We start from the raw sequence: 26272 nt of genomic DNA on the forward strand, positions 1-26272 counted from the left end.
TGGCAAACATGGGAACCCAGCCGGAGGCCGCTGTCGTCGGAGTCGCCACAACGCGCAAGCAGGTCACCGCCTGGGGGTTCTGGGACTGGGGCTCGGCGGCGTTCAACGCCGTTGTTCTCACGTTCGTGTTCTCGGTGTACCTCACCGATGCAGTCGGCGACGACCTACCCGGTTCGATCTCGGCCACCACCTGGTTCAGTTGGACGATTGCCGTGTCCAGCGTTGTGATCGCGCTCCTCGCACCGGTCTGCGGGCAATACTTCGACGCGCGTGGCAAACGCAAGTGGCTGCTCGGAGTGTTGACCACGCTGACGGTCGTCGCCATGGCAGGCCTGTTCTTCGTCCGAGACGACTACCACTATCTCTGGCTGGGCCTGCTGCTGCTCGGTCTCGGGTCCATCATGTTCGAGCTGGCCAGCATCCCCTACAACTCGATGCTGCGGCAGGTCTCTACGCCGGAGAACATCGGCCGAGTATCCGGGTTCGGTTGGTCCATGGGCTATTTCGGCGGAATCGTACTGCTGCTTCTGTGCTACGTCGGCTTCATCGCCGGCGATGGCGACACCCGCGGGGTTCTGGGTCTGAGTACCGACGGTGGACTCAACATCCGACTCGTCGCGCTGCTCGCTGCCGTGTGGTTCGCCGTCTCGGCCGTCCCGGTGATGTTCGCCGTTCCCGAAGTGCCGCGAGCCGTCGCCGATCCGAAGGCCGCCGAAGCCGGGTTCGCGGCCTCGTACCGTGTTCTGCTTCGCGATGTCCGTGAGTTGTGGAGCGCAGACCGGCGCGCCGTGTACTACCTGATCGCCAGTGCACTGTTCCGAGACGGACTTGCAGGTGTGTTCACCTTCGGGGCCGTTCTCGCCGTCAGTGTCTACGGCATCGGTGCGGGCGACGTTCTGCTGTTCGGCGTCGCCGCCAACGTCATCGCCGGTCTCGGAGCCATCGTCGCCGGACGGTTCGACGACAGGATCGGACCCAAGAAGGTCATCGTCTTCTCGCTCACGTCCATGATCGCGGCCGGAACCGTTCTGCTGTTCGTGTCGGGACCGGCGATGTTCTGGATCTTCGGGCTGATCCTGTGCCTGTTCGTCGGACCGGCGCAGTCGTCCGCTCGCACCTTCCTGGCGCGGTTGGCTCCGCCGGGACGAGAAGGTCAGTTCTTCGGACTGTTCGCGACGACGGGTCGTGCCGCGTCGTTCCTCGCACCGTCTCTGTTCGGCCTGTTCGTGTGGATGTTCGACGCCGACCGCGCGGGTATCGCCGGGTTGATCATCGTTCTCGCTGCCGGTCTGCTGGCGTTGCTGAAGGTGCGGGCTCCGGATCAGGTCTGAACGGAGTCGATACGGGCCAGGATCTCGGCCGTGAGTTCCCCTGGGGCTTCCTCCGGGATCCAGTGCGAGATGCCGTCCAGTTCGACGAATCGGTATGGTGCATCGACGAATTCGCCGCAGCGCTCCGCTCCCGCTCGACCGATGGCGGTGTCGCCGTTGCTCCAGACGTATGTGGTGGGCACGGTCACCGGCGGCAGGTTCGCGAACTCTCTGGTCATCGCGGCATACCAACTCGATGCGGCCGTGAGCGCTCCGGGGACGGTGAGATGACGAACGTACTCGTCGTCGAGGCTCTCGCCACCGAACATCGCGCGCAGACGCTGCGCGTCGTTCTCCACCAGAACTCGCTCGGCCTTCTCCGGCTCCCGAAGCAGGCCGAAGTACTTCGACCGCTCCTGCTGATCCGGATCCTCACGGATGGCCCAGTTGAATGCAGCCGAATGCGGGACCGACGCCGCGGTGAGCGTGCGCACGCAGTCCGGATGCTCGGCCGCCACGTGCCAGGCGACCACCGCACCCCAGTCGTGTCCGACCAGATGCGCCGAGGGCACCTCGAGTGCGTCTAGCAGGCCGAGAACGTCGCCGGTGAGACGTTCGATGCGATAGTGCTCGACACCGATCGGGCGGGCACCGGGGGAGTAGCCCCGCTGGTTCGGGGCGATCACACGACAGCCTGCGTCCACCAAGCCGGGCGTCACCGCGGTCCACGACACGCTGGTCTGCGGAAAGCCGTGCAGTGCAACCACCGGAACACCGTCCGACGGTCCCGATATCGCAACGTCGAACACGTACTCGCCGACTCGTACCTCGGTCATGAACATCCCTTCGCAGCCGTCTCGTTCTCGAACGGTCAAGCCCGTCGTGGTTCCCATCGGCTCATTCCGAGCATGATCATGCGGATCTGCTTCTCGGTCCGCTCAATCAGTTCCTTCTCGTTCTGACTACCCGGCCTGTCGATTTCCAACAGTCCGACCACCGCGGTGAGCATCGTCGAGACGAGTAGGTCGGCCGTCATCTCGAGGTCGGCGACGTCCCACTGCTCGAGGCCGGGCATGCGGGAGAGGTCGATGGTCAGCTCGCTGACGAACAGGCGTAGCTCGGTGGCGAAGGCGCGCCGCACCTCGGTGACGCCGCCGTACCGTTCACGACTGAGAAATCGGAACTGATCCTCGTGGGTACGAACCTGGCGGACCAGGATGCCGAAGGATTCGGTGGCGGTCGTGGCGCTCGGGTTGCGTCGAGCGTCGCGCAGCATCTGCCGCAGCATGCGCATGCTGTCCTCGACGAGCGCGACGCCGAGGTCCTCCATGGACGCGAAGTGTCGGTAGAACGCGGTGGGGACGATGCCGGCGGATCGGGCGACCTCACGCAGGCTGACGCTGGCGAAAGAGCGCTCGCGTAGCAGGTCGAGGGTGCCCTCGATCAATGCCTGACGCGTGCGTTCCTTGCGCTCGGCACGGGTCCCCGGTTCTGTCACAACGTCCAGTTTATGGGCGCGCATTCTGTGATCTCCCTTCCGGTTCCTCCCCGACACCCACGGAACGGTCGATTTGCTCTGTAACGGCTGTCACATAAACGTTGACAGGTACCGGTGTCGCTCTGCCACACTCATGTTAGTGCACAATCGTTCACTGAATGGGTCGTAGGTTTCGATCCGGTTAGGGAGGATGGAATGACGCTTCAAGAACGTCCGCCGCGGACCTCGGGTTTGCGCAAATTCTCGCTTCTTTCCCTGTTCGAGGCCATGGCCACACCCCACGGGCTCGACCGGTACCTCGAACTGGTCGATCCCATGACGACCGTTCGAGACCTGCGCGGTGAGGTCACTGCGATACACCGGTCCACCGAAGAATCGTTGACTCTCACCATCCGCCCCACGCGTCAGTGGAAGGGATTCAAGGCCGGCCAGTTCGTTCAGGTCGGCGTCGTGATCGACGGTGTTCGTCACACCCGCTGCTACTCGCCTGCCTGCTCGCAGTACCGCGCGGACGGCCGGATCGAACTGACGATCAAGGCGCATCCCGAGGGGCTGGTCTCGCAGTACCTGCACGAGAACGCGCACGTCGGTCTGGTGGTCAGCCTGTCTCAGGCGGACGGCACGTTCGAGCTTCCCGAACCACGCCCGGCGAAGACGTTGCTGATCAGCGGTGGCAGCGGCATCACGCCGGTGCTGTCGATGCTCAGGTCGCTGCTGGACGAGGGGTACAGCAGCGACCTGACCTTCCTGCACTACGCGTTCACCGAGAACGACGTGGCGTACAAGAAGGACCTGGAGAAGATCGCTGCAGAGCACGAGAACGTGAACATCGTCTTCGCGTACACCGAGCAGAAGACGGGCGGCGACCTGTACGGGTTCTTCGGCCAGGAACATCTCGACGCAGTGGCCCCGTGGTTCGCCGAGGCCGACACCTTCCTGTGCGGACCTCCTGGGCTCATGAAGGGCGTGACGTCGTTCTTCGACGACGCAGGATTGAGCGAGCGGCTGCACCTCGAGGAGTTCACGCCCTCGTTCGCCACCGTCAGTGACGACGTCACCGGAACCACGACGTTCTCCGGCAGCGATGTGTCCTCGGAGAACGACGGCGAGACGCTGCTCGAACAGGCCGAGGCGGCGGGCCTCTCACCGGCGAACGGATGCCGGATGGGGATTTGCTTCACCTGCACCTCGGTGAAGAAGTCCGGCTGCACCAAGAACATCAAGACCGGTGAGACCGACACCGAATCCGACAAGAAGATCCAGCTGTGCGTGTCCGTTGCCGTGGGCGACGTCGACATCGACATCTAGATCCACCCCTGAGACCGACAGTCCAGACCCATCTCGACCCGATCGAATTGGAGACCAGCAGATGCTCGGAACGATTCTCTCGATCCTGCCCACCACAGTCCTTCCCTTCCGCCGCAACGAGACGTTGCCGGACGAGCCGACCGTGCTGACCTACGAACAGGTCCAGGAACTCGGCCGCGAGCTCGACGATCTGCGCGCCCGCACCGTCGCCAAGCTCGGCGACGAGGACCGCGAATACATCTACAAGATCATCAAGGCCCAGCGCGGCCTCGAGATCACCGGACGCGCACTGATGTACCTGCCCTTCCTGCCGCCTGCGTGGCTGGCCGGAGTCGGTGCCCTCGGTGTTGCGAAGATCCTGGACAACATGGAGATCGGCCACAACGTCATGCACGGGCAGTACGACTGGATGCGTGAGCCCGGCCTGAACTCCGAGGTGTTCGAGTGGGACACCGTCTGCCCGGCGGATCAGTGGAAGCATTCGCACAACTACATGCACCACACCTTCACCAACATCGTCGGCATGGACCGCGACATCGGTTACGGCGTGCTGCGGATGGACCAGGAGCAGAAGTGGAACCCGTACTACCTCGGTAACCCGGTCTACGCGTTCCTGCTGATGACGTTCTTCGAGTGGGGTGTGATGCTGCACGACCTCGAAACCGAGAACATCGTGGCGGGCAAGCGTAAGTGGCACGACGTGAAGCCGCTGCTGCAGGGCATGTGGCGCAAGGCGGGCAAGCAGGCGCTCAAGGACTACGTGATCTTCCCAGCGCTGACCGGGCCGTTCTTCGTCTCGACCGTGGTCGGTAACGTGGCCGCGAACCTCATCCGCAACGTGTGGACCTACTCGATCATCTTCTGTGGACACTTCCCGACCGGAGTCCAGACGTTCAGTCAGGAAGAGACCGCAGAGGAGACCCGCGGCGAGTGGTACGTGCGCCAGATGCTGGGTTCGGCCAACATCGAGGGCACCCCGCTGTTCCACATCATGTCGGGCAACCTCTCGCACCAGATCGAGCACCATCTGTTCCCCGACCTGCCTGCGCATCGGTACCCGCAGATCGCGCCCGAGGTCAAGGCCCTGTGCGAGAAGTACGATCTGCCGTACAACACCGGCGGCTTCTTCCACCAGATCGGCACCGTGTGGGGCAAGATCTTCAAGCTCGCGCTGCCCAATTCGCTCACGGGATCGGCGGCTCCGGCCGGTGTTATCGTCGAGCGTAAGAAGACCAGCGCAGCGTGACGACTTCGAAGGGGGCGGTCCTGTTGGTAGGAAAGTTCGAGCGCAACAAGGACACCGTGCAGGAATTCACCGAATCTGCCGCGACTCACGTCGGCCGGATCGTGGTGATCATCGCCGGAGCCGTCCGCGACGTCACTCGTGAAATCGGTGACCTGATCACCGATGGCATCGAGATGCGCGAGGCCGCGAAGAAGGCGGAGCGTGACGCCCCGCTGGGCACCGTGATCAACGGTGAGTTCGAGACCCGCGAACGGTAGAGCGGTACAAGATCGACGCAGCGCCGCCCGAGCATCACTCGGGCGGCGCTGTCGTGTGTCCACGCTCAGCGTGCGCGCAGCCGCCACAACGACGTGGTCTCGCGCGAGCGCGCCTCGTGCAGCACATCGGAGCTGTCGGTGACGCGTGAGTGCGTCGGGGTGGTGTCGGTGCGGCCGACGACGGCCAGACCCGCAGCGTCGATGGCGGTGAGAAGGTCTGCGCGAGTGACCAGTTCGAGCAGTTCGGCGAGGTCGGAAACCACCAGCCATGCTTCACCGTCGGGCGTCAGGTGCCCGCGGAGCCGGCTCAGGAAGGACTTGAGCATTCGAGACCCGGGGTCGTACACCGCATGTTCGATGCCCGATGTCGGTTTCGTGGGGATCCAGGGCGGATTGCACACGATCAGTCCCGCGCGGCCGGACGGGAAGATGTCGGCCTGCACCACCTCGACTCGATCGGCGTACCCGAGAGCATCGATGTTGGCTCGTGCGCACGCGACCGACCGCGGATCCTTGTCGGTCGCGACCACCGAGGTCACCCCGCGCCGGGCGAGTACCGCAGCCAGCACGCCCGAGCCGGTGCCGATGTCGAACGCTCGGTCCGTGTCCGGCAGCGGGGCGTCGGCGACGAGCCGAACGTACTCGCCGCGGACGGGGGAGAAGACTCCGTAGTGCGGATGGATCGAGGCGTCGAGCGCCGGAACGAAGACGCCCTTGCGTCGCCACTCGTGTGCGCCGACCATGCCGAGCAGTTCGCGCAACGACAGCACGCACGGCGCGGCGTCCGGGCCGAGAGCGTCCGTCACGGCCGCCCGCACGTCCGGTGCCCGGCCGAGATCGAGACGAACATCCGAATCGAGTTCCACCAGAAGCATTCCCAGCACTCGCGCACGTCGCGCTTGATACTGGCGGTGCAGATGGAACCGCTCCGCACCCGACGCGGCCGGCAGGTGTTTCGCTGCCGGTACCCGCCGGGTCATCGCCGACAACAGCTGTCGTGCGTTGTTGTAATCGCCGCGCCACAACAACGCCTCACCGATCGTGGCCATCTTGTACGCCACGTCGGCGGTGGTCGTATCGTTCACGATCCGCACCACGCGCGGTGGGGGAGCGCCGTTCTCGGACTGCCAGCGAGACGTCCGCTCGCTACCGTCCTCGGTCCAGCCGATGATCGACGCTGCGTCCTCGTTCATGCGGCGGTGTGCGGGTACTCCGCACTGCGGTGTTGGAACGCAAGGATATTGGGGTTGACGATGACGCCGCTCCTGATCTCGATCGATCGCTCGATGGTGGCGTCACGGCTCCAGGCCGAGGGACCGTCGAGGACGGTTCGCAGATAGGGCAGCAACGATTCGCTGATCTCCCAGGTGGCCGAGTTCCACAGATAGGACGGGCTGTGGTCGACGGCGTAGTACTTGACGTTGTCGCCGACGGTGAACATGGGATCGGTGAACGAGGTGGGTCTGGCCCATTCGAAGCCCATTCCCTCGTCGCAGGAGACGTCGACCACGAGAGTTCCCGGTGCGAGAGTGGGCAGATCGTCGTTCGTCAGGAACGTCAACGGTGCATTGGTGTCCTGTAGAACACAATTGACGATCACGTCGTGGTCGGCGAGGAACCGGGACAGCGGCACCCGTCCCTCGGGCGTGAGAGCTCGGCTTCGTCGGGGATCGGCGTCGTCGAGATCGAAGTTCACGATGTTGGCCGAATGAATGGGCGACCCGACGGCCGTGACACCGCGTTGTGTCAGGACGTCGACGTCGTGGATGCCGTGCGCGTTCAGAGCGGTGACGGCACCGCGGGCCGTGGCCCCGAAACCGATGACCGCGGCACGCAACCGTCGGCCGTAATCGCCCGTGGAACCGATCAGCTGCAGTGCGTGCAGCACCGAGCAGTAGCCGGCCAATTCGTTGTTCTTGTGGAACACATGGAGATTGAACCAGCCGTCCTGCGTCCAGTGGTTCATGGCCTCGAACGCGATGAGCGTCAGTTTGCGTTCGACGGCGATCTGGGTGAGGGCTCGATCCTGGACGCAGTGCGGCCAACCCCACAGGGTCTGCCCGGGGCGAAGCGCGGCGAGATCCTCGGCCTGCGGCTTCGGCAGCAGGATCACATCGCAGCGAGCGATGAGTTCGGCACGGGTGCCGATGCCCGCAACCTGCGCGGCCAAGTGCTCGTCGGACATTCCGAACGGTTCGCCGTAGCCGGATTCGAGAAACATGCGAGCTCGGATGTCGGCATCGATGCGATCGAGATGAAGTGGATGAATCGGCAGTCGCCGCTCATTCGGCTTGCGTGAACGTGAGAGGACTCCGAGAGTGAGCTGATGCACGTGTGACCCTTCGTTACCGTCGAGTCAACCACAGTGGGCCGAGGCGTCACGTGTTCGTGCTGGTCAGAGTGTGCCCCCGGCAGGATTCGAACCTGCGACCAAGGGATTAGAAGGCCCTTGCTCTATCCCCTGAGCTACGGAGGCTGGCGCGTGCGGGGTGGACCCGCTCGAGCACGGTTGACGAGTGTACCTTTCCGCCCGTGCCGTCGAAGCAGGCACGGGGCGAGCTGGCATCCTGAGGGGAGCCGGTGTTCTCGGAATCCTTCCGACCTGTGCCGCGAAGGAGGTTCGATGCACGACATCTTGGACGACGTACTGCACAGCTGGCAGTCCGGCGACGTGGCCGCGGTCGCGACGGTGGTTCGCACCTTCGACTCGGCTCCGCGTCCGGTCGGTGCGTCGATGGTCGTCGGTTCGGACGGTGCCGTTGCCGGATCGGTCTCGGGCGGTTGTGTCGAGGGTGCGGTGTACGACCTCGCACAGGACGTGATGGATTCCGGCGCGCCCGTTCTCACGCGATACGGGATATCCGACGACGACGCTTTTGCCGTCGGACTCACCTGCGGCGGAACGCTCGACGTGTTCGTGCAGCGGATCTCTCGGCACACGTTTCCCGAATTCGAGGCTCTCGTCGCGGACGTTCGCGGCAACGTGCCCGTGGCGGTGGCCACCGTCGTCGCGCACTCCGATCCGGAACGGCTCGGCCGAAGGATCGTCGTCGGAGAATCGGGCACCCGTGGCTCGCTGGGCAGCGCGCGGGCCGACGCCGCCGTGGCCGACGATGCGAAAGGGCTTCTCGCCGCAAGCCGTTCGGCTGTTCTGACCTACGGACCCGACGGTCAGCGACGGGGGGAGGGGATGGAGGTGTTCGTCTCGAGCCACGCTCCGCCGCCGCGGATGCTGGTGTTCGGAGCCATCGACTTCGCTGCCGCGGTGGCGCAGCAGGGTGTATTTCTGGGCTACCGCGTCACCGTCTGCGACGCACGGGCAGTCTTCGCGACTCCGCAGCGGTTCCCCGCCGCCGAGCAGGTCGTGGTCGCGTGGCCGCACGACTATCTGTCCGAGCAGTTCGCGGCGGGAGAGGTGGACGAACGCACCGTCGTCTGTGTGTTGACGCACGACCCCAAGTTCGACGTGCCGCTGCTCGAAGTCGCGTTGCGCATCCCCTCTCTGGCGTTCGTCGGCGCGATGGGATCACGCCGTACCCACGACGACCGCACGGCTCGGTTGCGTGCGGCGGGTCTGACAGAGACCGAACTCACTCGTCTGGCCAGTCCGATCGGGCTCGACCTCGGGGCGCGGACGCCGCAGGAGACAGCGGTATCGATCGCCGCGGAGATCATCGCCCACCGTTGGGGCGGTACCGGTGAACCGCTGCGCGCCCGACGCGGACGCATCCACCACGACGCGACCGAGGCCGTGAGCACGGGCAAGTACGACGCCGTGTAGGACTCGCGTTTCGACTACCGCCGATCACCTCTTACTCTGGTGGTATGGCAACACCGGATCTCGAGAAGACCGAACCCTCGACCGCCGAACTGCAGGCGGACGATGTCCGGGCGGATGTGGATCCGCGTTCGGCCACGACCACGGTGTTCGTCACCGCGGGCGTCATCGCCGGTGTGGTTGCCGCACTCATCGTGATGCTCTCCGCGTCCGACGCCCTGGTGTTGCTCGGAATACCCGACCCGGGCCCGGCCACGACCTACGGTCTACCTGCCCTACGGGCGATAGGCGAGATCGCCGCCGTCATCGCCATCGGATCGTTCCTGCTGGCCGCGTTCCTCGTACCGCCGCAGAAGAACGGCGTGCTCGACGTCGACGGGTACCGCGCCGTGCGGACCGGTTCGGTCGCCTCGATCGTCTGGGCCGTCTGCGCGTTGCTTCTCGTGCCGCTGACACTCTCCGACACCTCGGGGCAGCCCTTCACCGAAGCCATCAAGCCGGCGAACCTGTGGGTCGCACTGGACCAGGTGGAGATCGCCAGCGCCTGGCGTTGGACCGCCATCATGGCCGTTGTGCTCGCCATCGCGTCGCGCACGGTGTTGCGGTGGGCCTGGACTCCCGCACTGCTCGGGTTCTCCCTGGCGACGCTGCTGCCGATCGCGCTGAGCGGCCACTCCTCGGCGGGCGGATCGCACGACATCGCCACCAACAGCTTGATCCTGCACCTCGGAGCCGCGTCGCTGTGGGCGGGCGGACTGTTCGCGCTGCTGGCACACGTTCGCAGGCACGGTGCGCATGCCGATGTCGCGGCTCGCCGATTCTCCACGATCGCCGGAGTCTGTTTCGTGGTGATGGGCATCAGTGGCGTCATCAACGCGTTGGTTCGCGTATCGATCTCCGACCTGTTCACCACCACCTACGGCCTGCTGATCGTGGGCAAGATCGTGGCCCTGATCGTGCTGGGAGGTTTCGGCTGGATGCAGCGTCGCCGCGCACTACCGGCCCTGGTCGCCGATCCCTCGGCCCGCGGGCCGCTGCTTCGCTTCGCCGGAGCCGAGGTACTGGTCCTCGCGGCGACCATCGGACTGGCCGTCGGGCTCGGCCGCACACCGCCTCCCGCCGAGATCGACCCCGATCTCACGCCGACCGAGGCTGCACTCGGATACGACCTCAGCGGCCCGCCGACGTTCGCGCGGATGGCGCTGGACTGGCGCTTCGATCTGATCTTCGGTACCGCTGCCATCGTCATGGCCGTGGTGTACCTGATCGGCGTTCGTCGACTCCGGCTGCGCGGCGACGCGTGGCCCGTCGGCCGTACCGTGGCGTGGGTCCTGGGCTGCCTGACGCTTCTGATCAGCACGTCCTCGGGAATCGGTCGCTACTCCACGGCCGTGTTCAGCGTGCACATGACCGGTCACATGATGCTCTCGATGCTGGCACCGGTCCTGCTCGCGCTCGGTGGTGCGTTGACGCTGGCACTGCGGGTGCTGCCCGCGGCGGGCAAGGACGGCGTTCCCGGGATTCGTGAATGGCTGTTGCTCGGACTGCACAGTCGAATCTCGCAGTTCCTGACCCATCCGCTCGTCGCCTCGCTGATCTTCGTCGGCGGCTTCTACGTGCTCTACCTCGGTGGCATCTTCGGAGCGGTACTGGACAGTCACGGCGCGCACCTGCTGATGAACCTGCACTTCGTGCTCAGCGGCTACCTGTTCTACTGGACCGTCATCGGTGTCGATCCGTCTCCGCGCAAGATCGCTCCGGTCACCAAACTCGCAGTCGTGTTCGGTTCGCTGCCGTTCCATGCTTTCTTCGGAGTGGCACTGATGAGTATGAACACCGTGATGGGTGCCTGGTTCTACCGGACGCTCGGGCTGGATTGGAACTCCGACCTGCTCGGGGATCAGAAGCTCGGCGGCGGTATCGCCTGGGCCACCGGCGAGGTTCCGCTGGTGCTCGTCATGCTGGCGCTGCTGATCCAGTGGTCCCGCAGCGACGATCGGGATGCCAGGCGTGGTGACCGCGCCGCCGAGCGCGATCACGATGCCGATCTGGCCGCGCACAATGCGATGTTCGCCGAGCTCGCTCGACGCGATCGAACCGGCGAGCACTGATCGGCCTTCGGGTCAGTCCGTCTCGGCGATCTTGCTCAACAGCCGGTTCAGCTCGACGCGTTCCGCAGGCTCCAGGCCGTCGAACATTTCCGAGGACACCTGACGGCGTGCGTCGTCGATCCGGTCCAGCAGCGCACGGCCGGTGTCGGTCAGCTCGACCAGGACGGCTCGCCGATCGCTCGGATCCTGTTGCCGCGTCACCAGATGCGCCGCCTCGAGGGAGTCGACGATGTCGGTGGCCGATCGCGCCACGATCCGCAGGTGTTCGGCCAAATCGCGTAGTCGCACGGACTCGGGCTCGCGCGCCAACACGTGCAGGGCTCGGCTCTGCGAAGGATTGAGGCCGAACGGTTCCAATGCAGCCATGTGGCTGCGTCGGATGCGCCGCGCAACGGCCATGAACGAATCGCTCAGGTTGGGCGAGTGTCCGGTTTCCATGCAACGGATCATAGCGACGGTTGCTGGTTACCTCATAGTGAGGTAGCCTCTGCATATCACTTCGGTGACCCCGCACTTCAGCTACCACGGAGGTCTACTTGGAAAGCCGACCCGAACGTTCTCTCCTCGCGTCCGATCCAGCACCCGTGCGCCGAGTCCTGGCTCTGTTCACGCCCTACCGCCGCAAGATCGCCGCCGTCAGCGCGATCATCGTCGTCAGCGCGATCATCGCGCTCGCGTCCCCCTTGCTTCTTCGCGAACTCCTCGATCATGCGATACCCGACCGCGACGTCACGCTCGTCAGCTTCATCGCACTCGGCATGATCGCAGTTGCAGTCGCCACCAACACTCTCGGCGTCGTACAGACCTGGATGTCCAACGGCGTCGGTCAACGACTCATGCACGATCTTCGCGTCCAGGTCTACTCGCACCTACAACGCCAATCGCTCGGGTTCTTCGCGCGCACCCGCACCGGCGAGGTCCAATCACGTATCGCCAACGACATCGGCGGCATGCAATCGGTGGTCACCAACACCGCCACGTCCATCGCGCAGAACGCCACGACCGTTGCCGCGACGGTGGTCGCACTCTTCCTGCTGGACTGGAAGCTCGCCACGTTCTCGTTGATCATCCTGCCGGTCTTCGTCCGCGTCGCCCGCCGCATCGGCGACGAGCGGCGCAAGATCTCCACGAAACGACAGAAGTTGCTCGGTGACCTGTCGGTGCAGATCGAGGAATCACTGTCGGTCAGCGGCATTCTGCTGGGCAAGACCACCGGTTCCGCCCAGGCTCTGACCGACAAGTTCGCCGCCCGGTCCCACGAGGTCGCGGGCGTCGAACTCGCGGCGATGATGGCCGGAAAATGGCGAATGGCCACCATCCAGATCAGCTTCGCCGTCATGCCTGCACTGGTGTACTGGTTCGCCGGCATCACCATCGGGCAGGGGAGCGCGCTGACGATCGGCACTCTTGTCGCGTTCACCGCTCTGCAGACCCAGTTGTTTCGGCCCACCATGCAGTTGCTCAACACCGGTGTCGAGGTGCAGGCCTCGCTCGCCCTGTTCGGTCGCGTGTTCGAGTACCTCGATCTACCGATCGATGTGGCCGAGCCCGCCCACCCGGCGGCACTGCCCCGGGAGACCGTCCGCGGCGACGTCGCCTTCCGCGGTGTCGACTTCACCTACGCCGCGGCGACGGTTCCGACCTTGAGCGACATCGACCTCGAGGTCCCGGCCGGAAGCACTCTCGCCCTGGTCGGTGCCACCGGATCCGGTAAGACGACCCTGGGCTATCTCGTTGCGCGGCTGCACGATCCGACGGCCGGAACGGTGACCATCGACGGCATCGATCTGCGGGAGCTCGCGTCGGAGACGATCGCCGACCTGGTCGGCGTCGTCTCGCAGGAGACGTACCTGTTCCACGCCACCATTCGAGAGAACCTGCGATTCGCCAAACCCGACGCCACCGACGAGGAGATCGTCGCGGCGGCTCGCACGGCGCAGATCCACGACTTCATCGACGGCCTCGACGACGGCTACGACACCATGGTCGGCGAGCGCGGGTACCGCTTCTCGGGCGGTGAGAAGCAGCGCATCGCGATCGCCAGAACGGTGCTGCGCAACCCGCCGATCCTGGTGCTCGACGAAGCGACCAGCGCTCTGGACAATCGCACCGAACGCGCAGTGCAAACCGCGCTCGACGGCCTGATGAAGGGGCGAACGACCATCCTCATCGCGCATCGACTGTCCACGGTGCGCTCCGCGGACCGCATCGCAGTACTCGACCACGGCGTCGTTCGCGAGGTCGGAACCCACGAGTCCCTGCTCGAGAACGACGGCATGTACGCCCAATTGGTCCGTGCCGCAGACGATGTCGTGGACAGTGTGGCTGCATGAGAGTGACCGGGTGACCCCACTGCGCACCATCGCGAGCCGCGTCGAGTGCGAGACCGACGTCAAGAAGTCCAGGTTCGTCGCCGTCGTCGATCGCGCGGGCACCGAAGCGGAGGCGCGGGCGGTGATCGCCGCAGCTCGCAAGGCCGATCCTGCTGCCGGACATCATTGTTCGGCGTTCATCGTCGACGCGTCGTCCACCGACCTGCGCGTCGACACCGCGGGTGAGGCACAACGAGTCGAGCGGTCCAACGACGACGGTGAACCCGGTGGCACGGCAGGTACACCGATGCTCGACGTGCTCCGCGGCCATCACCTGACCAACGTCGTCGCGGTCGTCAGCAGATACTTCGGCGGAACCAAGCTGGGCACCGGCGGACTGGCGCGTGCCTACGGCGGCGCGGTGACCGAGGCCCTGTCCGGAGCGACGTTCCTGACCCGGGAGCGACGCGAGATCATGACGCTCGAACTCGATCACGCCGAGGTCGGTCGCGTGGAATCGGAACTGCGCGGGCACGGAGTTCTGGTGGTCGGCACCTCCTACGGCGCGTGCGCGGTATTGACCGTCGCGGTGCCGGACGCCGATTCGACTGCGGCGCTTGTTGCTTCGCTCACTGCGGGCCGCGTGGTTCCCGTGCTCGACGGCCACATGTACGCCGAAATTCCCGACTAGCACACCTCCCCGACATTCTCGGCTCGCACGGACCCCGATTCCGGCCGTTCATCCACAGACCGGGCAGTTGTCCACATTTCGCCGACTCGTTCACCGCAGACGTTCTCCGCGTAGCAGTCTCGAACTCGATCGCAATCACGCGACATCGATCGAGGGGAAGACAACATGTACGAAGCACAATGCGCCGTGGTCGGCACGGTCATCACCAATCCCGTCAAGCGCTCCACGCCCACCGGCGACGAGGTCCTCAGCTTCCGGATGGCCAGCAACGCCCGACGGCAGGACCGCAGCACCGGCGAATGGACCGACGGTGGAACCCTCTACCTGACGGTCACGTGCTGGCGTCGCCTGGTGCGCGGCGTCGGGGCGTCGCTGATGAAGGGCGACCCGATCATCGCCTACGGACAGCTACGCACCAACGAGTACACCAATCGTGACGGAGTCGAACGCGCGGATCTCGAGATGCGGGCCAGTGCCGTCGGACCGGATCTCGCGCGCTGCAACGTCTCGATCCACCGGACGCGAGCGGTGGCATCCGACGCTGCGACGGACGGCGATCCGGGAGCGACCGAACCCGTGGACGCGGATGAGGATCGCGATCACGACCGCATCGACGACGACGTGCGCGAGTCCGTTCCGGCCTGACGCACTCCCGGGACCCGCCGTCCGCGCTGCATCGGAACCTACGATCGGGTGTGGACGGCGGCTGCGCCCTCGGGCGGTGGTGCCGGAGACTCGCTCGCACCGATAAGCTGGGCGTCATGGCTGAATTCATTTACACCATGAAGAAGGTGCGCAAGGCGCACGGCGACAAAGTCATCCTCGACGACGTGACGATGAGCTTCTATCCGGGAGCGAAGATCGGCGTCGTCGGCCCCAACGGCGCCGGTAAGTCCAGCATCCTCAAGATCATGGCGGGAATCGATCAGCCCGGAAACGGTGAGGCGTTCCTCGCTCCCGGTGCCTCGGTCGGCATCCTCATGCAGGAACCGGTCCTCGACGACACCAAGACCGTTCGTGAGAACGTCGAGGACGGCCTCGGCGAGACGATGGTCCAGCTCAAGCGGTACAACGAGATCGCCGAGCTGATGGCCACCGACTACTCCGACGAGCTGATGGAAGAGATGGGCGAGCTGCAGGAGAAGCTCGACCACGCCGATGCCTGGGAGATCGACTCCCAGCTCGAACAGGCGATGGACGCGCTGCGCTGCCCGCCGCCCGAGTCGCCCGTCACCAACCTCTCCGGTGGTGAGAAGCGCCGCGTGGCGCTGTGCAAGCTGCTGCTGAGCAAGCCGGACCTGCTGCTGCTCGACGAGCCGACCAACCACCTCGACGCCGAGAGCGTGCTCTGGCTCGAGCAGCACCTGGCCGCGTACTCGGGTGCAATTCTCGCCGTCACACACGACCGGTACTTCCTCGACCACGTGGCGCAGTGGATCGCCGAGGTCGACCGCGGACACCTGTACCCGTACGAGGGCAACTACTCCACGTACCTGGAGAAGAAGGCCGAACGCCTCGAGGTATCGGGCAAGAAGGACCAGAAGCTGCAGAAGCGCCTCAAGGACGAACTCGCCTGGGTTCGCTCCGGTGCCAAGGCGCGTCAGGCCAAGAGCAAGTCTCGTCTGGCTCGTTACGACGAGATGGTGGCCGAGGCCGAGAAGACCAGGAAGCTCGACTTCGACGAGATCCAGATCCCCAACCCGCCGCGCCTCGGCGACGTCGTGGTGGAGGTCAAGAGCCTGGACAAGGGCTTCGACGGCCGCGTACTGATCAAGGATCTCTCGTTCACGTTGCCCCGCAACGGCATCGTCGGCGTCATCGGCCCCAACGGTGTCGGTAAGACGACGCTGTTCAAGACGATCGTCGGGCTCGAGGAGCCGGACGGCGGTGAGGTCAAGATCGGACAGACGGTCAAACTCAGCTACGTCGACCAGAACCGGTCGGGCATCGACTCGAAGAAGACGGTGTGGGAGACGGTCTCCGACGGCCTCGACTTCATCACCGTCGGCAACTCCGAGTTCCCGTCCCGCGCGTACATCAGTTCGTTCGGGTTCAAGGGTCACGATCAGCAGAAGCCTGCAGGAGTTCTGTCCGGTGGTGAGCGCAACCGTCTGAACCTGGCGATGACACTCAAGCAGGGCGGCAACCTGATCCTGCTCGACGAGCCGACCAACGACCTCGACGTCGAAACACTCGGATCGCTCGAGAACGCGCTCGAGGAATTCCCCGGTTGCGCCGTGGTCATCTCGCACGACCGGTGGTTCCTGGACCGCACCTGCACGCACATCCTGGCGTGGGAAGGTGGCTTCGGCGACAACGAGGCCGCGTGGTACTGGTACGAGGGCAACTTCGAGGGCTACGAGGCCAACAAGGTCGAACGCCTCGGACCCGACGCGGCCCGTCCGCATCGCGTCACACACCGGAAGCTGACCAGGGACTGACGTGGCAGGAAAGACCTTCACCTGCACGCTCCAGGTGCGGTGGGGAGATTCCGATCGCCTCGGCCACGTCAACAACACCCGCTTCGTCGAATACCTCCAGGAAGGCCGCGTTCAGTTTCTGAACGCGGTCTTGGGAGGCTCGAAGCAACGGGGTGCGGCCGTGGTCCGAAAGCTCGTCACCGATTTTCTGCACCCGATTCTCGACGACTCCGGACCGTTGACGATCGAGCTGTGGGTCACGCGTATCGGGACCACCTCCTACGGCGTCCGGCACGTGGTGACCGACCGCGACGGAAAAGTGTGCGCGGATGCCGAGGCGACGATGGTCGCATTCGATCTCGCCACCTCGTCGTCGCGTCCTCTGGACGAGCACGAGCGGGGACTGCTCACCGAGTACCTGCACGTCGAATAGAGCCGTCGCGCACTTCGCCACGCGCCGGGTCTGCGAGGTCACTGCGGTAACGGGGTGTTCGACACTAAGGTCGAGTAGTCATCGACGACCGGCGATCGGCGGGCGTCGGGAAAATCCTCACGAGGGAGTACTCGAACACCATGCCACGCTCGCTGGACCTGCCCGACAACGATTGGGCCGACGGGCTCGACGACCGACTCCTGGCCGAGCTGGCGACCCTGCGTGCCGAGTACTTCGAGCACGTGGACACGACGGCCGTCGGAGCGTCCGCGCACAGCCCCGACACCACGTCCTTTCATCGGCACGTCCGGTTGGCCGCGCAGCGGCGTCCCGAGACCGCGAACGTGGCGGTTCACCGACCGAGTGAGTCGAGTTCTGCCGCCCATCGGGCCGCGGGCAGCTACCTGCAGATCGTCACCGACGACATGCCGCTCCTCGTCGAATCGGTCATCTCGCTGCTCTCCCGACTCGGCATCGAGTACACCGACGTCGTTCATCCCATCCTCTCGGTGGCCCGCGACGCCGACGGCAAGCTGACGGGCCTGACCGCCGACGGTCGACGCGAATCCTGGATTCACGTTCAGCTGCATCCCGCCACGTCCGAGGACGCGCTCGCCCGCGTCGAGTCGGAGGCGCGCCGGGTGTTGGCCGACGTGCGTCAGGTGGTCGGCGACACCGATCGAATGCGTCGGGTGCAGGCCGAAGTCGCCGATCTTCTCGACGGAGCGGCCCAGCGGGCCGGTGATCCGGAGTCCGACATCGCCGTCGATCATCGCGACGCCGCCGCGTTGCTGCGCTGGCTGGGCGACGGCCATTACACGCTCCTCGGCTACCGCCGCTACCGGATCGACGGAGTCGACGGCGCACGGACGGCCACCGGCGACGAGTCGAGCAGTCTCGGTGTCCTGCGCGACGCGGCGCACGAGGTGGACGGCTCGGAACCCCTCGGTCAGCGCGATCTGGTGACCCTGACGCAGGGTGCGAGTCCGGCCACGGTGCACCGCGCGGTCTACCCCTACTTCGTGAGTGTTCTCGACAACGAGAACTCCGCCGAGCACCGCTTCGTCGGCGTCTTCACCGTCACGGCGCTGCACGAGAACGTGCTCGACATTCCGGTGATCGAGCGTCGGGTTCGATCGGTGATCGCCCGCGCAGGCCACGATCTCGGGTCGTTCTCCGGTCAGGCGATGCTCGAGGTGCTGCAGTCGATGCCGCGCTCGGAACTGTTCGCGACCTCTGCGGCCTGGCTGTTCGAGACCGCGAGTGCTGTTCTGGCACTTGGCCGTCGGCGCAAGGTCAAACTGTTCGTCCGGCCCGACGCCAGCGGCTCCTTCGTCTCCGCCCTGGTGTACCTGCCGCGCGATCGCTACACCACCCGTGTGCGTCTCGCCATCCAGGATCGGTTGCTCCGCGAACTCGGTGGTACCTCTCTCGACTACACAGCGCGCGTGACGGAATCGGACCTGGCGCTGTTGCACGTGACCGTTCGTCGCGCACCGGGAACGGCGTCGACGGAGCTCGGTGCCGAGGACATCACCCGGATCGAGGCGGCTCTGACCGAGACCACCAGAACCTGGGAGGATTCCCTCGGCGACGCAGTCTCGCTCGACCGTACGGTCGACCCGCTGCGGATTCAGCGGTACACCGAGGCGTTCCCCGAGGCCTACAAGCAGGATTTCAGTCCGGCTCGGGCGGTCACCGACATCGCGCGCCTCGAAGGGCTCGGTGCCGAGTCGATAGACATGCAGCTCTACCGCAACGAGCAGTCCGCCGTTGGCAGTTGGCGGTTCTCGTTGTACATCGGCGGCGCGGGCGTCTCGCTGTCGCAGGTGCTGCCCATTTTGCAGAGCCTCGGCGTCGAGGTCGACGACGAACGACCGTACCCCGTGGTTCGGCCGGACGGAATGTCTTGCTGGATATATGATTTCGGGCTCTCCGCCTCGCGCGAGATGCTGCGCTCGGCAATCGACGGTGACATCGATGCGGAATTGTCAGAGGCAGGCACCGCCGATCGTGAGAGCCGAGTGCAGCACCGGTTCACCGACGCGTTCGCGGCGGTGTGGAGCGGCGCTGCCGAGGCGGACCGGTTCAACGAGCTGGTCATGCGCGCGGGCCTGCACTGGCGGCAGGCCGTGGTGTTGCGCGCCTACGCGAAGTATCTGCGCCAGGCCGGTTTTCCCTACAGTCAGTTCAACATCGAAGGTGTGCTGCTGACGCATCCGCGCACCGCTCGGCTGTTGGTCGGGTTGTTCGAGGCGCAGTTCGATCCCGAGGCGAGCTCGGAGGAGAACGCGCAGTCGATCGGCACCCAGCTGGGGGAACTGATCGACGAGGTCGTCAGCCTCGATGCCGACCGAATCCTGCGCAGCATGTTCGAGCTGATTCGCGCGACCTTGCGAACCAACTACTTCGTGGTGGGAGTCGACGGCGAACATCGCGAGTACCTCTCGCTCAAGTTCGACCCGCAGTCGATCGCCGAATTGCCCAAGCCGAAGCCGAAGTTCGAGATCTTCGTGTACTCACCCCGCGTCGAAGGTGTGCACCTGCGGTTCGGGGCCGTGGCTCGCGGCGGACTCCGCTGGTCGGATCGACGTGAGGACTTCCGGACCGAAATCCTCGGACTCGCCAAAGCCCAGATGGTCAAGAACGCCGTCATCGTGCCGGTCGGAGCCAAAGGCGGATTCGTCGTCAAGCGGCCCCCCGTCGTGACCGGTGACGCCGATCGAGATCGTCAGGCCCATGCCGAGGAAGGCAAGGCCTGCTACCGGCTGTTCATCGCCGGGTTGCTCGACATCACCGACAATCTCGACCGTGCCACCGGAACGGTGACGGTTCCCACCGGCGTCGTACGCCGCGACGGAGACGACACCTACCTGGTCGTTGCCGCGGACAAGGGCACCGCGACGTTCTCCGACATGGCCAACGACGTGGCCGCGAAGTACGGCTTCTGGCTCGGCGACGCCTTCGCCTCCGGTGGTTCGGCCGGCTACGACCACAAAGCCATGGGCATCACCGCCAAGGGTGCGTGGGAGAGCGTCAAACGCCACTTCCGCGAGCTCGGAATCGACACGCAGAGCCAGGATTTCACCGTCGTCGGTGTCGGCGACATGAGCGGAGACGTGTTCGGCAACGGCATGTTGCTCAGCCGGCACATTCGCCTGCTCGCCGCGTTCGATCACCGGCACATCTTTCTCGATCCCGACCCCGAGCGTGAGTCCTCGTTCGCCGAGCGGGAGCGGTTGTTCGCACTGCCGCGGTCGTCGTGGGCGGACTACGACACCTCGCTCATCAGTGCGGGCGGTGGAGTGTGGGAACGGACCCGTAAGTCCGTCCCGATCAGTGCGGCTGCACGCGCCGCCCTGGGGCTGGGCGATTCCGTGGACGCGCTGTCTCCGCCGGAGCTGGTGAACGCAATCCTTCGGGCCCCGGCCGATCTGCTGTGGAACGGCGGAATCGGCACGTACATCAAGGCATCGACGGAGACCAATGCCGAGGTCGGCGACAAGGCCAACGACATGGTCAGGGTCGACGGAATCGACGTCCGCGCCGCAGTGGTGGGGGAGGGCGGCAACCTCGGAGCCACCGCCCTGGGCCGCATCGAATACGCCGCTGCCGGAGGCAAGATCAACACCGACGCCGTGGACAACTCGGCGGGTGTCGACTGCTCCGATCACGAGGTCAACATCAAGATCCTGTTGGAAACGGCCATCACCAACGGCAACCTGGCGCGCGAGGATCGAGACGAGCTGCTCGCGTCCATGACCGACGAGGTGGGCAGATTGGTGTTGTGGGACAACATCATGCAGAACGAGCTGCTCGGCACATCGAGGTTCGACGCACCGAGCCTGGTCACCGTGCACAGTCGGGTGATCGAGGATCTGGAAGTGCGCCGCGGACTCGACCGCGAGCTCGAGGCGCTACCGACCGAGGCGGACCTGCGGCGACGCAAGCAGGACGGCCGAGGATTGACCTCGCCGGAACTGGCGACGTTGATGGCTCACGTGAAGTTGGCTTTGGAAGCGGAGTTGCTAGACAGCGAACTCCCCGACAGCGACGTCTTCGCTCCGCGGCTACCCAAGTACTTCCCCGAGCCGCTGCGCGAGCCGTATGCCGACGCGATCACCGCACATCCGCTCCGGCGGCAGCTGGTGGCCACGACGCTGGCCAACGAGGCCATCGACTGCGGCGGCATCACGTTCCCCTACAGATTGACCGAGGATTCGGGTGCGGCAGGCACCGATGCCATTCGCGCGTTCGCGGCCGCCACCGAGATATTCGGACTCGACGAGGTGTGGAACTCGATCAGGGCCGCGGACGTGCCGACAGCGGTTTCGGCCGAACTGTTGCTGGAGTCGCGCCGCATGCTCGACCGCGTCTCGCGGTGGCTGCTCGCCAACCGTCCCCAGCCGCTGGCCGTCGGAGCCGAGATCAGCCGGTACGCCGGCCAGGTGCGGGCACTGCAACCGTCTGTGGCGACGTGGATCTCCGGGCATCAAGCCAGCGACCTGGACTCGCGATCGGCTGCGGCGATCGAACGCGGCGCGCCGGCCGACCTGGCTCGTCGGATCTACGGGTTGCTCGACGTGTACTGCCTGCTCGACATCATCGACATCGCCGACATCGTGGATCGGGACGGAGCCGAGGTCGCCGAGCTCTATTTCGCCCTGGACGCGCACATCGGTATCGACTGGTTGCTCACTGCCGTCTCCAAGCTGGCTCGTGGAGATCGCTGGCACTCGTTGGCGCGCTTGGCCCTTCGCGACGACCTGTACTCCTCTCTCCGGGGAATCACGCAGGCCGTACTGGCCGGCGGCGAGCCGGAGGAGTCGGTAGCGGAGAAGATCGCGGAATGGGAGTCGACCAACTCGTCCCGGCTCGCGAGGTCTCGCGCGGCATTGACCGAGATCGCCGAGTCGGGAACCCTCGACCTGGCCACCCTGTCGGTCGCTGCCCGACAGGTGCGCAACATGGTGCCGTGACCGACACGGTGCCGTGAACGACACGGTGCCATGACCTTCCGCACCACGTCGCAACTGCCGAAAACGACGACACTCGACCGAGAAGAGGGAACGACCACGTGAGTGTGCCCGACGCCCATCTGTCCGACCAGCGACCTGCAACCGCGCGAGTGGGCTTCCATGCCACCGTGGACGTGCGGTGGTCGGACATGGATGTGTACCAACACATCAACCATGCCCGGATGGTCACTCTCCTCGAAGAGGCCCGCATTCCGTGGCTGTTGGTGGACGGCAGGCCCACGGCGAACCTGCGTCACGGAGCGGTGATCGCGGATCTGCACGTGAAGTATCGAGGCCAGCTCCGGCACGAGGACGGCCCTCTCGATGTCTTCATGTGGATCGATGCGGTGCGGGCGGTGGACTTCGTCGTCGGCTACGAGGTGCGGGCCAGGGGTGCCTCGCTGGACACCCCTGCCTCCGTCGTGGCCTCGACGCAGATCGCGGCGTTCGACATCGATGCGCAGCGGTTGCGTCGACTCACCCCGACCGAGCGCGAGTTCTTGATGAGCTGGCAGCGTGTATGAGCGCGTACTGACCGTTCCCGACGCGGTCGAGCGGGAGAACCTCGCGACGTTCTGCAGCAGGGCGCTGCGTCTGGACGAAGCTGCGGTGATCCGTATGCGGACCCGAGCGGGTGGCGGTGTTTCGTGTTGGGCAGCAACGGGTTTCGATGCGCTGGCAGCGCGGGTGATCACCGGAACCGTGGTGCCCGACGACACCAGTGCCGGTGCCGACGTGTTGGTTGCGGCGGCGGCGCAGGCGGTCGACGGTGTGATCGACCCGGGGTTCTCGATGGATTCCGCGTGGCGCGGTGCCCTGCCGCCGGACGGCGGATTCGACCATCTCGACGATGTGCCCGCCAGGGTGCTCGTGGGGCTCGCGCAACGCGGCGTCGCATTGGCCAAGGAGCACGGCAGCAGCCACGGCCCGCCGAGTTCGTTGCTCGAACAGGAAGTTCTCCACGTCGCCGGTGACGCCGACGACGTGTCGATCTCCATGCGGACGGTGTTCGCCCTCACCGCAATGGGTTTCGTACCGCACAGCGGCAGCGACCCGTTGACCGTCGACATCGACCCGGATCGAATCGCACCCGACGAGGTCGTTCGGGTGCGGGTGTCGAAGGTGTGGCTACGCCTCGATGCCCGCTACGGGTCGATCTTCGCTCGTCGGGCGGGACAGCAGTTGTCGCTCACCGTCGAGCGTTAGACGAGCCACGCAGCAGCGTTCGCTGGGAGTTTGCCGTCCACCAGCGGGGCACTGGCCAGCAGCAACTCGCCGGGAGGCAGCGGGATCGACTCCTCCGACGCGTTCAGGGCACAGATCAGGCCCCCGCTTCGGCGAAACGCCAGGCAGCCGGGAGGTGATCCGTACCAATCGATTCCGGTGCCGGTGAACTCCGGACGCAGCGCCCGCAGTTCGAAGGCCGTCCGGTAGAGGCTCAGCATCGAATCGACGTCCTCGAGTTGCGCCTCGGCGGTGTACCCGTCCCACTCCGGCGGCATCGGCAACCAGGTTCGATCCGTGGAGGAGAATCCGAAGGGCGGTGAGTGTCCCTCCCAGGGCATCGGCACCCGACAGCCGTCTCGGCCACGTTCGGCATGCCCGGATCGCTCCCACACCGGATCCTGCAACGCGCTGTCGGGCAGTTGCACGTTGGGCAACCCGAGCTCGGCACCGTTGTACACGAAAATTGTTCCGGGAAGGGCCAATTCGACGAGAATCATGGCGCGGGAGCGCGCCCGACCCCGGTCCCCACCGCCGTACCGGGTGACTTCGCGCTCGACGTCGTGGTTCGACAATGTCCACGTGGGAGTTCCGGCAACCAGTTCGACAGCGGCGAGGGAATTGGAGATGGCGTCGCGGATGGTCGACGCATCGAAATCGACACTGGCCAGCCGGAAGTTGAAGCCCAGGTGCAGCTCGTCGGGCCGGATGTATTCGGAGAACCGCACGTTGTCCTGCACCCAGATCTCGCCCACGGTCACCGCGTCGGGGAATTCGTCCATGACGGCTCTGATGCGTCGATGCAGCTCGTGGACCCGAGGGTTGTTGAATCGGGGATCGTCGTCGTCGTTCTTCATCAACGCGTTCAGTTCGAGACTCATGTCGGCCAGGTCCACCGGTTTGGCCATTCCGTGCGCCACGTCGAGTCGGAAGCCGTCGACGCCGCGGGAGAGCCAGAATCGCAGGGTGCGCGCGAAGTCCTCGAACACCTCGGGATTGTCCCAGTTCAGATCCGGCTGCTCGGGCGCGAAGATGTGCAGGTACCACTGGCCGGGGGACCCGTCGGGCTCGGTGATGCGGGTCCAGGCCGGGCCACCGAAGATGCTCGGCCAGTTGTTCGGTGGCTGCGAACCGTCGTCACCCCGTCCGTCTCGAAAGATGTAGCGGTCTCGTTCGGCACTACCGCGCGTAGCAGTGAGGGCCGATCTGAACCACGGGTGCTCGCTGCTGGTGTGATTGGGCACCAGATCCATCGTGACCTTGATGTCGCGCGCATGAGCCTCGTCGACCAACGCGTCGAAGATCTCCAGGTTGCCGAACAAGGGGTCGATGTCGCGAGGATCGGACACGTCGTACCCGTGATCGGCCATGGGCGACCGCGTGATGGGTCCGATCCAGACGGCGTCGATACCAAGCAGTTCGAGGTAGCCGAGCTTGTCCCGAATTCCGTCGAGGTCACCGATGCCGTCACCGTTGGAGTCCGCGAACGACCGGGGATAGATCTGGTAGAAGACGGCGTCCTGCCACCACAGCAGCTCGGAGCTTTCGATCGGATCGGTCACAAGGGGCAATAGTGCCAAACGATCGGCCGCGGAACGATTCAGGGGCGTTGGGGCACAGCGGGAGGCAGGAAGTCAGGTCAATGAACAGTAAAGCTTTGTGCTCATTCACATGACCGACTCGTGCCGTTTCGTTGAGAAAGTGTTGTATGTTTCTGCTCTGGCAACCAGTAGCGGCGGAAGCCGCGCCCGACGGTGAGGACGCGACGGAAACCATGATCACTTCGACCATCGAAGCCGTACGACTCGGCGACATCGCACTCGACGACAGCCCCATCGAACCCACCTGGATTCTCGAAGGAAACCCGCAGGCGCGCCTCGCCGAGTGGTCGAAGAGCATCGACGGCACTACCACCACCAACGTGTGGGACTGCACTGCGGGACGTTTCCGTTGGTACTTCGCCGTCGACGAGATCGTGCACATCATGGACGGTTCGGTGACCGTGTCCAGTGACGACCACGCACCGCGCACCCTGCTCCCGGGTGATGCTGCACTGTTCCGTGCGGGCACCTGGTCGGAGTGGCACGTCGAGAACTACGTACGCAAGCACGCCATTCTGCGCCAGCATCTGCCGGCACCCGTGAGTTTCGCCCTCAAGGTGGCCGGTTCCGTTCGCGCCCGCATGGGCAATCTCAAGGCCGCCGCCGGCGGCAAGAGCCCGCAGCGGGTCGGATCGCTGTAACCCGCTGCGCTGCCGCCGTCAGATCGCCGAGTTCATCATCGAATTGGCGGCCATCTCCATGTAGTCGATCAACTGTGCTCGGTGCGCGGAGTCCATGACCTTCGGGTCGATCGACGCGATCGCGATGTGCATGCAGCGAAGCCACGCGTCCCGCTCCATCGGTCCGATCCGAAACGGGTTGTGTCGCATCCGCAATCGAGGATGGCCGCGCTCGTCGGAGTACGTCCGCGGACCGCCCCAGTACTGTTCGAGGAACATCCGCATCCGCCGTTCGGCCGGTGCCAGATCCTCTTCCGGGTACAACGGGCGCACAATCTCGTCCTTGGCGACTTCCTCGTAGAACTTCGCCGTGAGTGACCGGAACGTCTCGGCACCGCCTACCGCGTCGTAGAACGTCTGCTGCGGTTCGGTCATCGCACTCTCT

Annotated in this window: 22 protein-coding genes and 1 tRNA gene; 15 read left to right on the top strand and 8 right to left on the bottom strand. The window is 65.3% G+C overall.

Going from position 1 to position 26272, the window contains the following annotated elements; all coding sequences use genetic code 11:
- Positions 1–8: 8 nt before the first annotated feature.
- Positions 9–1331, top strand: coding sequence for an MFS transporter (locus NY08_RS01690; RefSeq protein ID WP_045194556.1), 1323 nt, complete (start codon positions 9–11; stop codon positions 1329–1331).
- Here NY08_RS01690 and NY08_RS01695 read toward each other — a convergent pair.
- Complete coding sequence (locus NY08_RS01695) at positions 1322–2152, bottom strand: alpha/beta fold hydrolase (RefSeq protein ID WP_045194558.1); 831 nt, start codon at positions 2150–2152, stop codon at positions 1322–1324. The two genes, NY08_RS01690 and NY08_RS01695, sit on opposite strands and share 10 nt — an antisense overlap.
- Positions 2153–2181: 29 nt before the next feature.
- Positions 2182–2832 carry a TetR family transcriptional regulator gene (locus tag NY08_RS01700; RefSeq protein WP_235387068.1) on the bottom strand — a complete coding sequence of 217 codons (651 nt, stop codon included), beginning with the start codon at positions 2830–2832 and terminating at the stop codon, positions 2182–2184.
- A 171-nt stretch (positions 2833–3003) separates the two neighbouring features.
- On the opposite strand from NY08_RS01700, the gene NY08_RS01705 reads away from it, so the two are divergent.
- The 3 genes from NY08_RS01705 (at position 3004) to NY08_RS01715 (ending at position 5619) form a co-directional block, all read left to right on the top strand.
- Positions 3004–4116, top strand: coding sequence for a ferredoxin reductase (locus tag NY08_RS01705; protein ID WP_045194560.1), 1113 nt, complete (start codon positions 3004–3006; stop codon positions 4114–4116).
- A 61-nt stretch (positions 4117–4177) separates the two neighbouring features.
- Positions 4178–5362 (top strand): fatty acid desaturase family protein, encoded by a 1185-nt coding sequence (locus NY08_RS01710; RefSeq protein WP_032394619.1) that lies wholly within the window; start codon positions 4178–4180, stop codon positions 5360–5362.
- Positions 5363–5385: 23 nt separating this feature from the next.
- Entirely contained in the window at positions 5386–5619 is a 234-nt protein-coding gene (locus NY08_RS01715) for a hypothetical protein (protein WP_032394788.1), read from the top strand.
- A 65-nt stretch (positions 5620–5684) separates the two neighbouring features.
- Here the strand turns inward: NY08_RS01715 and NY08_RS01720 are convergent, their stop codons facing one another.
- The 3 genes from NY08_RS01720 to NY08_RS01730 form a co-directional block, all read right to left on the bottom strand.
- Positions 5685–6812: a methyltransferase gene (locus NY08_RS01720; protein WP_045194562.1), complete on the bottom strand. Its 1128-nt coding sequence runs from the start codon at positions 6810–6812 to the stop codon at positions 5685–5687.
- Positions 6809–7951 carry a N(5)-(carboxyethyl)ornithine synthase gene (locus NY08_RS01725; protein WP_045194564.1) on the bottom strand — a complete coding sequence of 381 codons (1143 nt, stop codon included), beginning with the start codon at positions 7949–7951 and terminating at the stop codon, positions 6809–6811. Before NY08_RS01725 ends, NY08_RS01720 begins: the two co-directional genes overlap by 4 nt.
- 71 nt (positions 7952–8022) lie before the next feature.
- Positions 8023–8095 (bottom strand) — tRNA-Arg (locus tag NY08_RS01730).
- 147 nt (positions 8096–8242) lie between these two features.
- On the opposite strand from NY08_RS01730, the gene NY08_RS01735 reads away from it, so the two are divergent.
- Both NY08_RS01735 and NY08_RS01740 read left to right on the top strand, forming a co-directional pair.
- A complete protein-coding gene (locus NY08_RS01735) occupies positions 8243–9400 on the top strand; it encodes an XdhC family protein (protein ID WP_045194566.1) in 1158 nt (385 codons plus the stop codon).
- Positions 9401–9444: 44 nt separating this feature from the next.
- Positions 9445–11508 (top strand): cytochrome c oxidase assembly protein, encoded by a 2064-nt coding sequence (locus NY08_RS01740; protein ID WP_045194568.1) that lies wholly within the window; start codon positions 9445–9447, stop codon positions 11506–11508.
- Positions 11509–11520: 12 nt separating this feature from the next.
- On the opposite strand, the gene NY08_RS01745 is transcribed toward NY08_RS01740, so the two are convergent.
- Positions 11521–11946, bottom strand: coding sequence for a MarR family winged helix-turn-helix transcriptional regulator (locus tag NY08_RS01745; protein ID WP_052049349.1), 426 nt, complete (start codon positions 11944–11946; stop codon positions 11521–11523).
- 146 nt (positions 11947–12092) lie between these two features.
- Here NY08_RS01745 and NY08_RS01750 point away from each other — a divergent pair, with 146 nt between their 5' ends.
- The 8 genes from NY08_RS01750 (at position 12093) to NY08_RS01785 (ending at position 23588) form a co-directional block, all read left to right on the top strand.
- A complete protein-coding gene (locus NY08_RS01750; protein WP_045194570.1) occupies positions 12093–13841 on the top strand; it encodes an ABC transporter ATP-binding protein in 1749 nt (582 codons plus the stop codon).
- A gap of 10 nt (positions 13842–13851) precedes the next feature.
- A complete protein-coding gene (locus tag NY08_RS01755) occupies positions 13852–14511 on the top strand; it encodes an IMPACT family protein (protein ID WP_235387072.1) in 660 nt (219 codons plus the stop codon).
- 165 nt (positions 14512–14676) lie between these two features.
- Entirely contained in the window at positions 14677–15156 is a 480-nt protein-coding gene (locus NY08_RS01760) for a single-stranded DNA-binding protein (RefSeq protein ID WP_045194572.1), read from the top strand.
- 116 nt (positions 15157–15272) lie between these two features.
- Entirely contained in the window at positions 15273–16952 is a 1680-nt protein-coding gene (ettA, locus tag NY08_RS01765) for an energy-dependent translational throttle protein EttA (protein ID WP_032394612.1), read from the top strand.
- A gap of 1 nt (position 16953) precedes the next feature.
- Positions 16954–17364 (top strand): acyl-CoA thioesterase, encoded by a 411-nt coding sequence (locus tag NY08_RS01770; RefSeq protein ID WP_045194574.1) that lies wholly within the window; start codon positions 16954–16956, stop codon positions 17362–17364.
- 140 nt (positions 17365–17504) lie between these two features.
- Positions 17505–22343 (top strand): NAD-glutamate dehydrogenase, encoded by a 4839-nt coding sequence (locus NY08_RS01775; protein WP_045194577.1) that lies wholly within the window; start codon positions 17505–17507, stop codon positions 22341–22343.
- 98 nt (positions 22344–22441) lie between these two features.
- Complete coding sequence (locus NY08_RS01780) at positions 22442–22906, top strand: acyl-CoA thioesterase (protein WP_045194579.1); 465 nt, start codon at positions 22442–22444, stop codon at positions 22904–22906.
- Entirely contained in the window at positions 22899–23588 is a 690-nt protein-coding gene (locus NY08_RS01785) for a hypothetical protein (protein WP_045194580.1), read from the top strand. The genes NY08_RS01780 and NY08_RS01785 overlap by 8 nt, the downstream gene beginning before the upstream one ends.
- On the opposite strand, the gene NY08_RS01790 is transcribed toward NY08_RS01785, so the two are convergent.
- Positions 23585–25168, bottom strand: coding sequence for a glycoside hydrolase family 13 protein (locus NY08_RS01790; RefSeq protein WP_045194582.1), 1584 nt, complete (start codon positions 25166–25168; stop codon positions 23585–23587). The genes NY08_RS01785 and NY08_RS01790 overlap by 4 nt on opposite strands.
- Positions 25169–25380: 212 nt before the next feature.
- Here NY08_RS01790 and NY08_RS01795 point away from each other — a divergent pair, with 212 nt between their 5' ends.
- Positions 25381–25848: a cupin domain-containing protein gene (locus tag NY08_RS01795; RefSeq protein WP_045199536.1), complete on the top strand. Its 468-nt coding sequence runs from the start codon at positions 25381–25383 to the stop codon at positions 25846–25848.
- 18 nt (positions 25849–25866) lie between these two features.
- Here NY08_RS01795 and NY08_RS01800 read toward each other — a convergent pair whose 3' ends face one another.
- On the bottom strand, positions 25867–26262 hold the full coding sequence (locus NY08_RS01800) for a globin (RefSeq protein WP_032394607.1): 396 nt from the start codon (positions 26260–26262) through the stop codon (positions 25867–25869).
- Positions 26263–26272 lie beyond the last annotated feature (10 nt).

The sequence above is a fragment of the Rhodococcus sp. B7740 genome, from assembly GCF_000954115.1.
Taxonomy (GTDB): Bacteria; Actinomycetota; Actinomycetes; order Mycobacteriales; family Mycobacteriaceae; genus Rhodococcoides.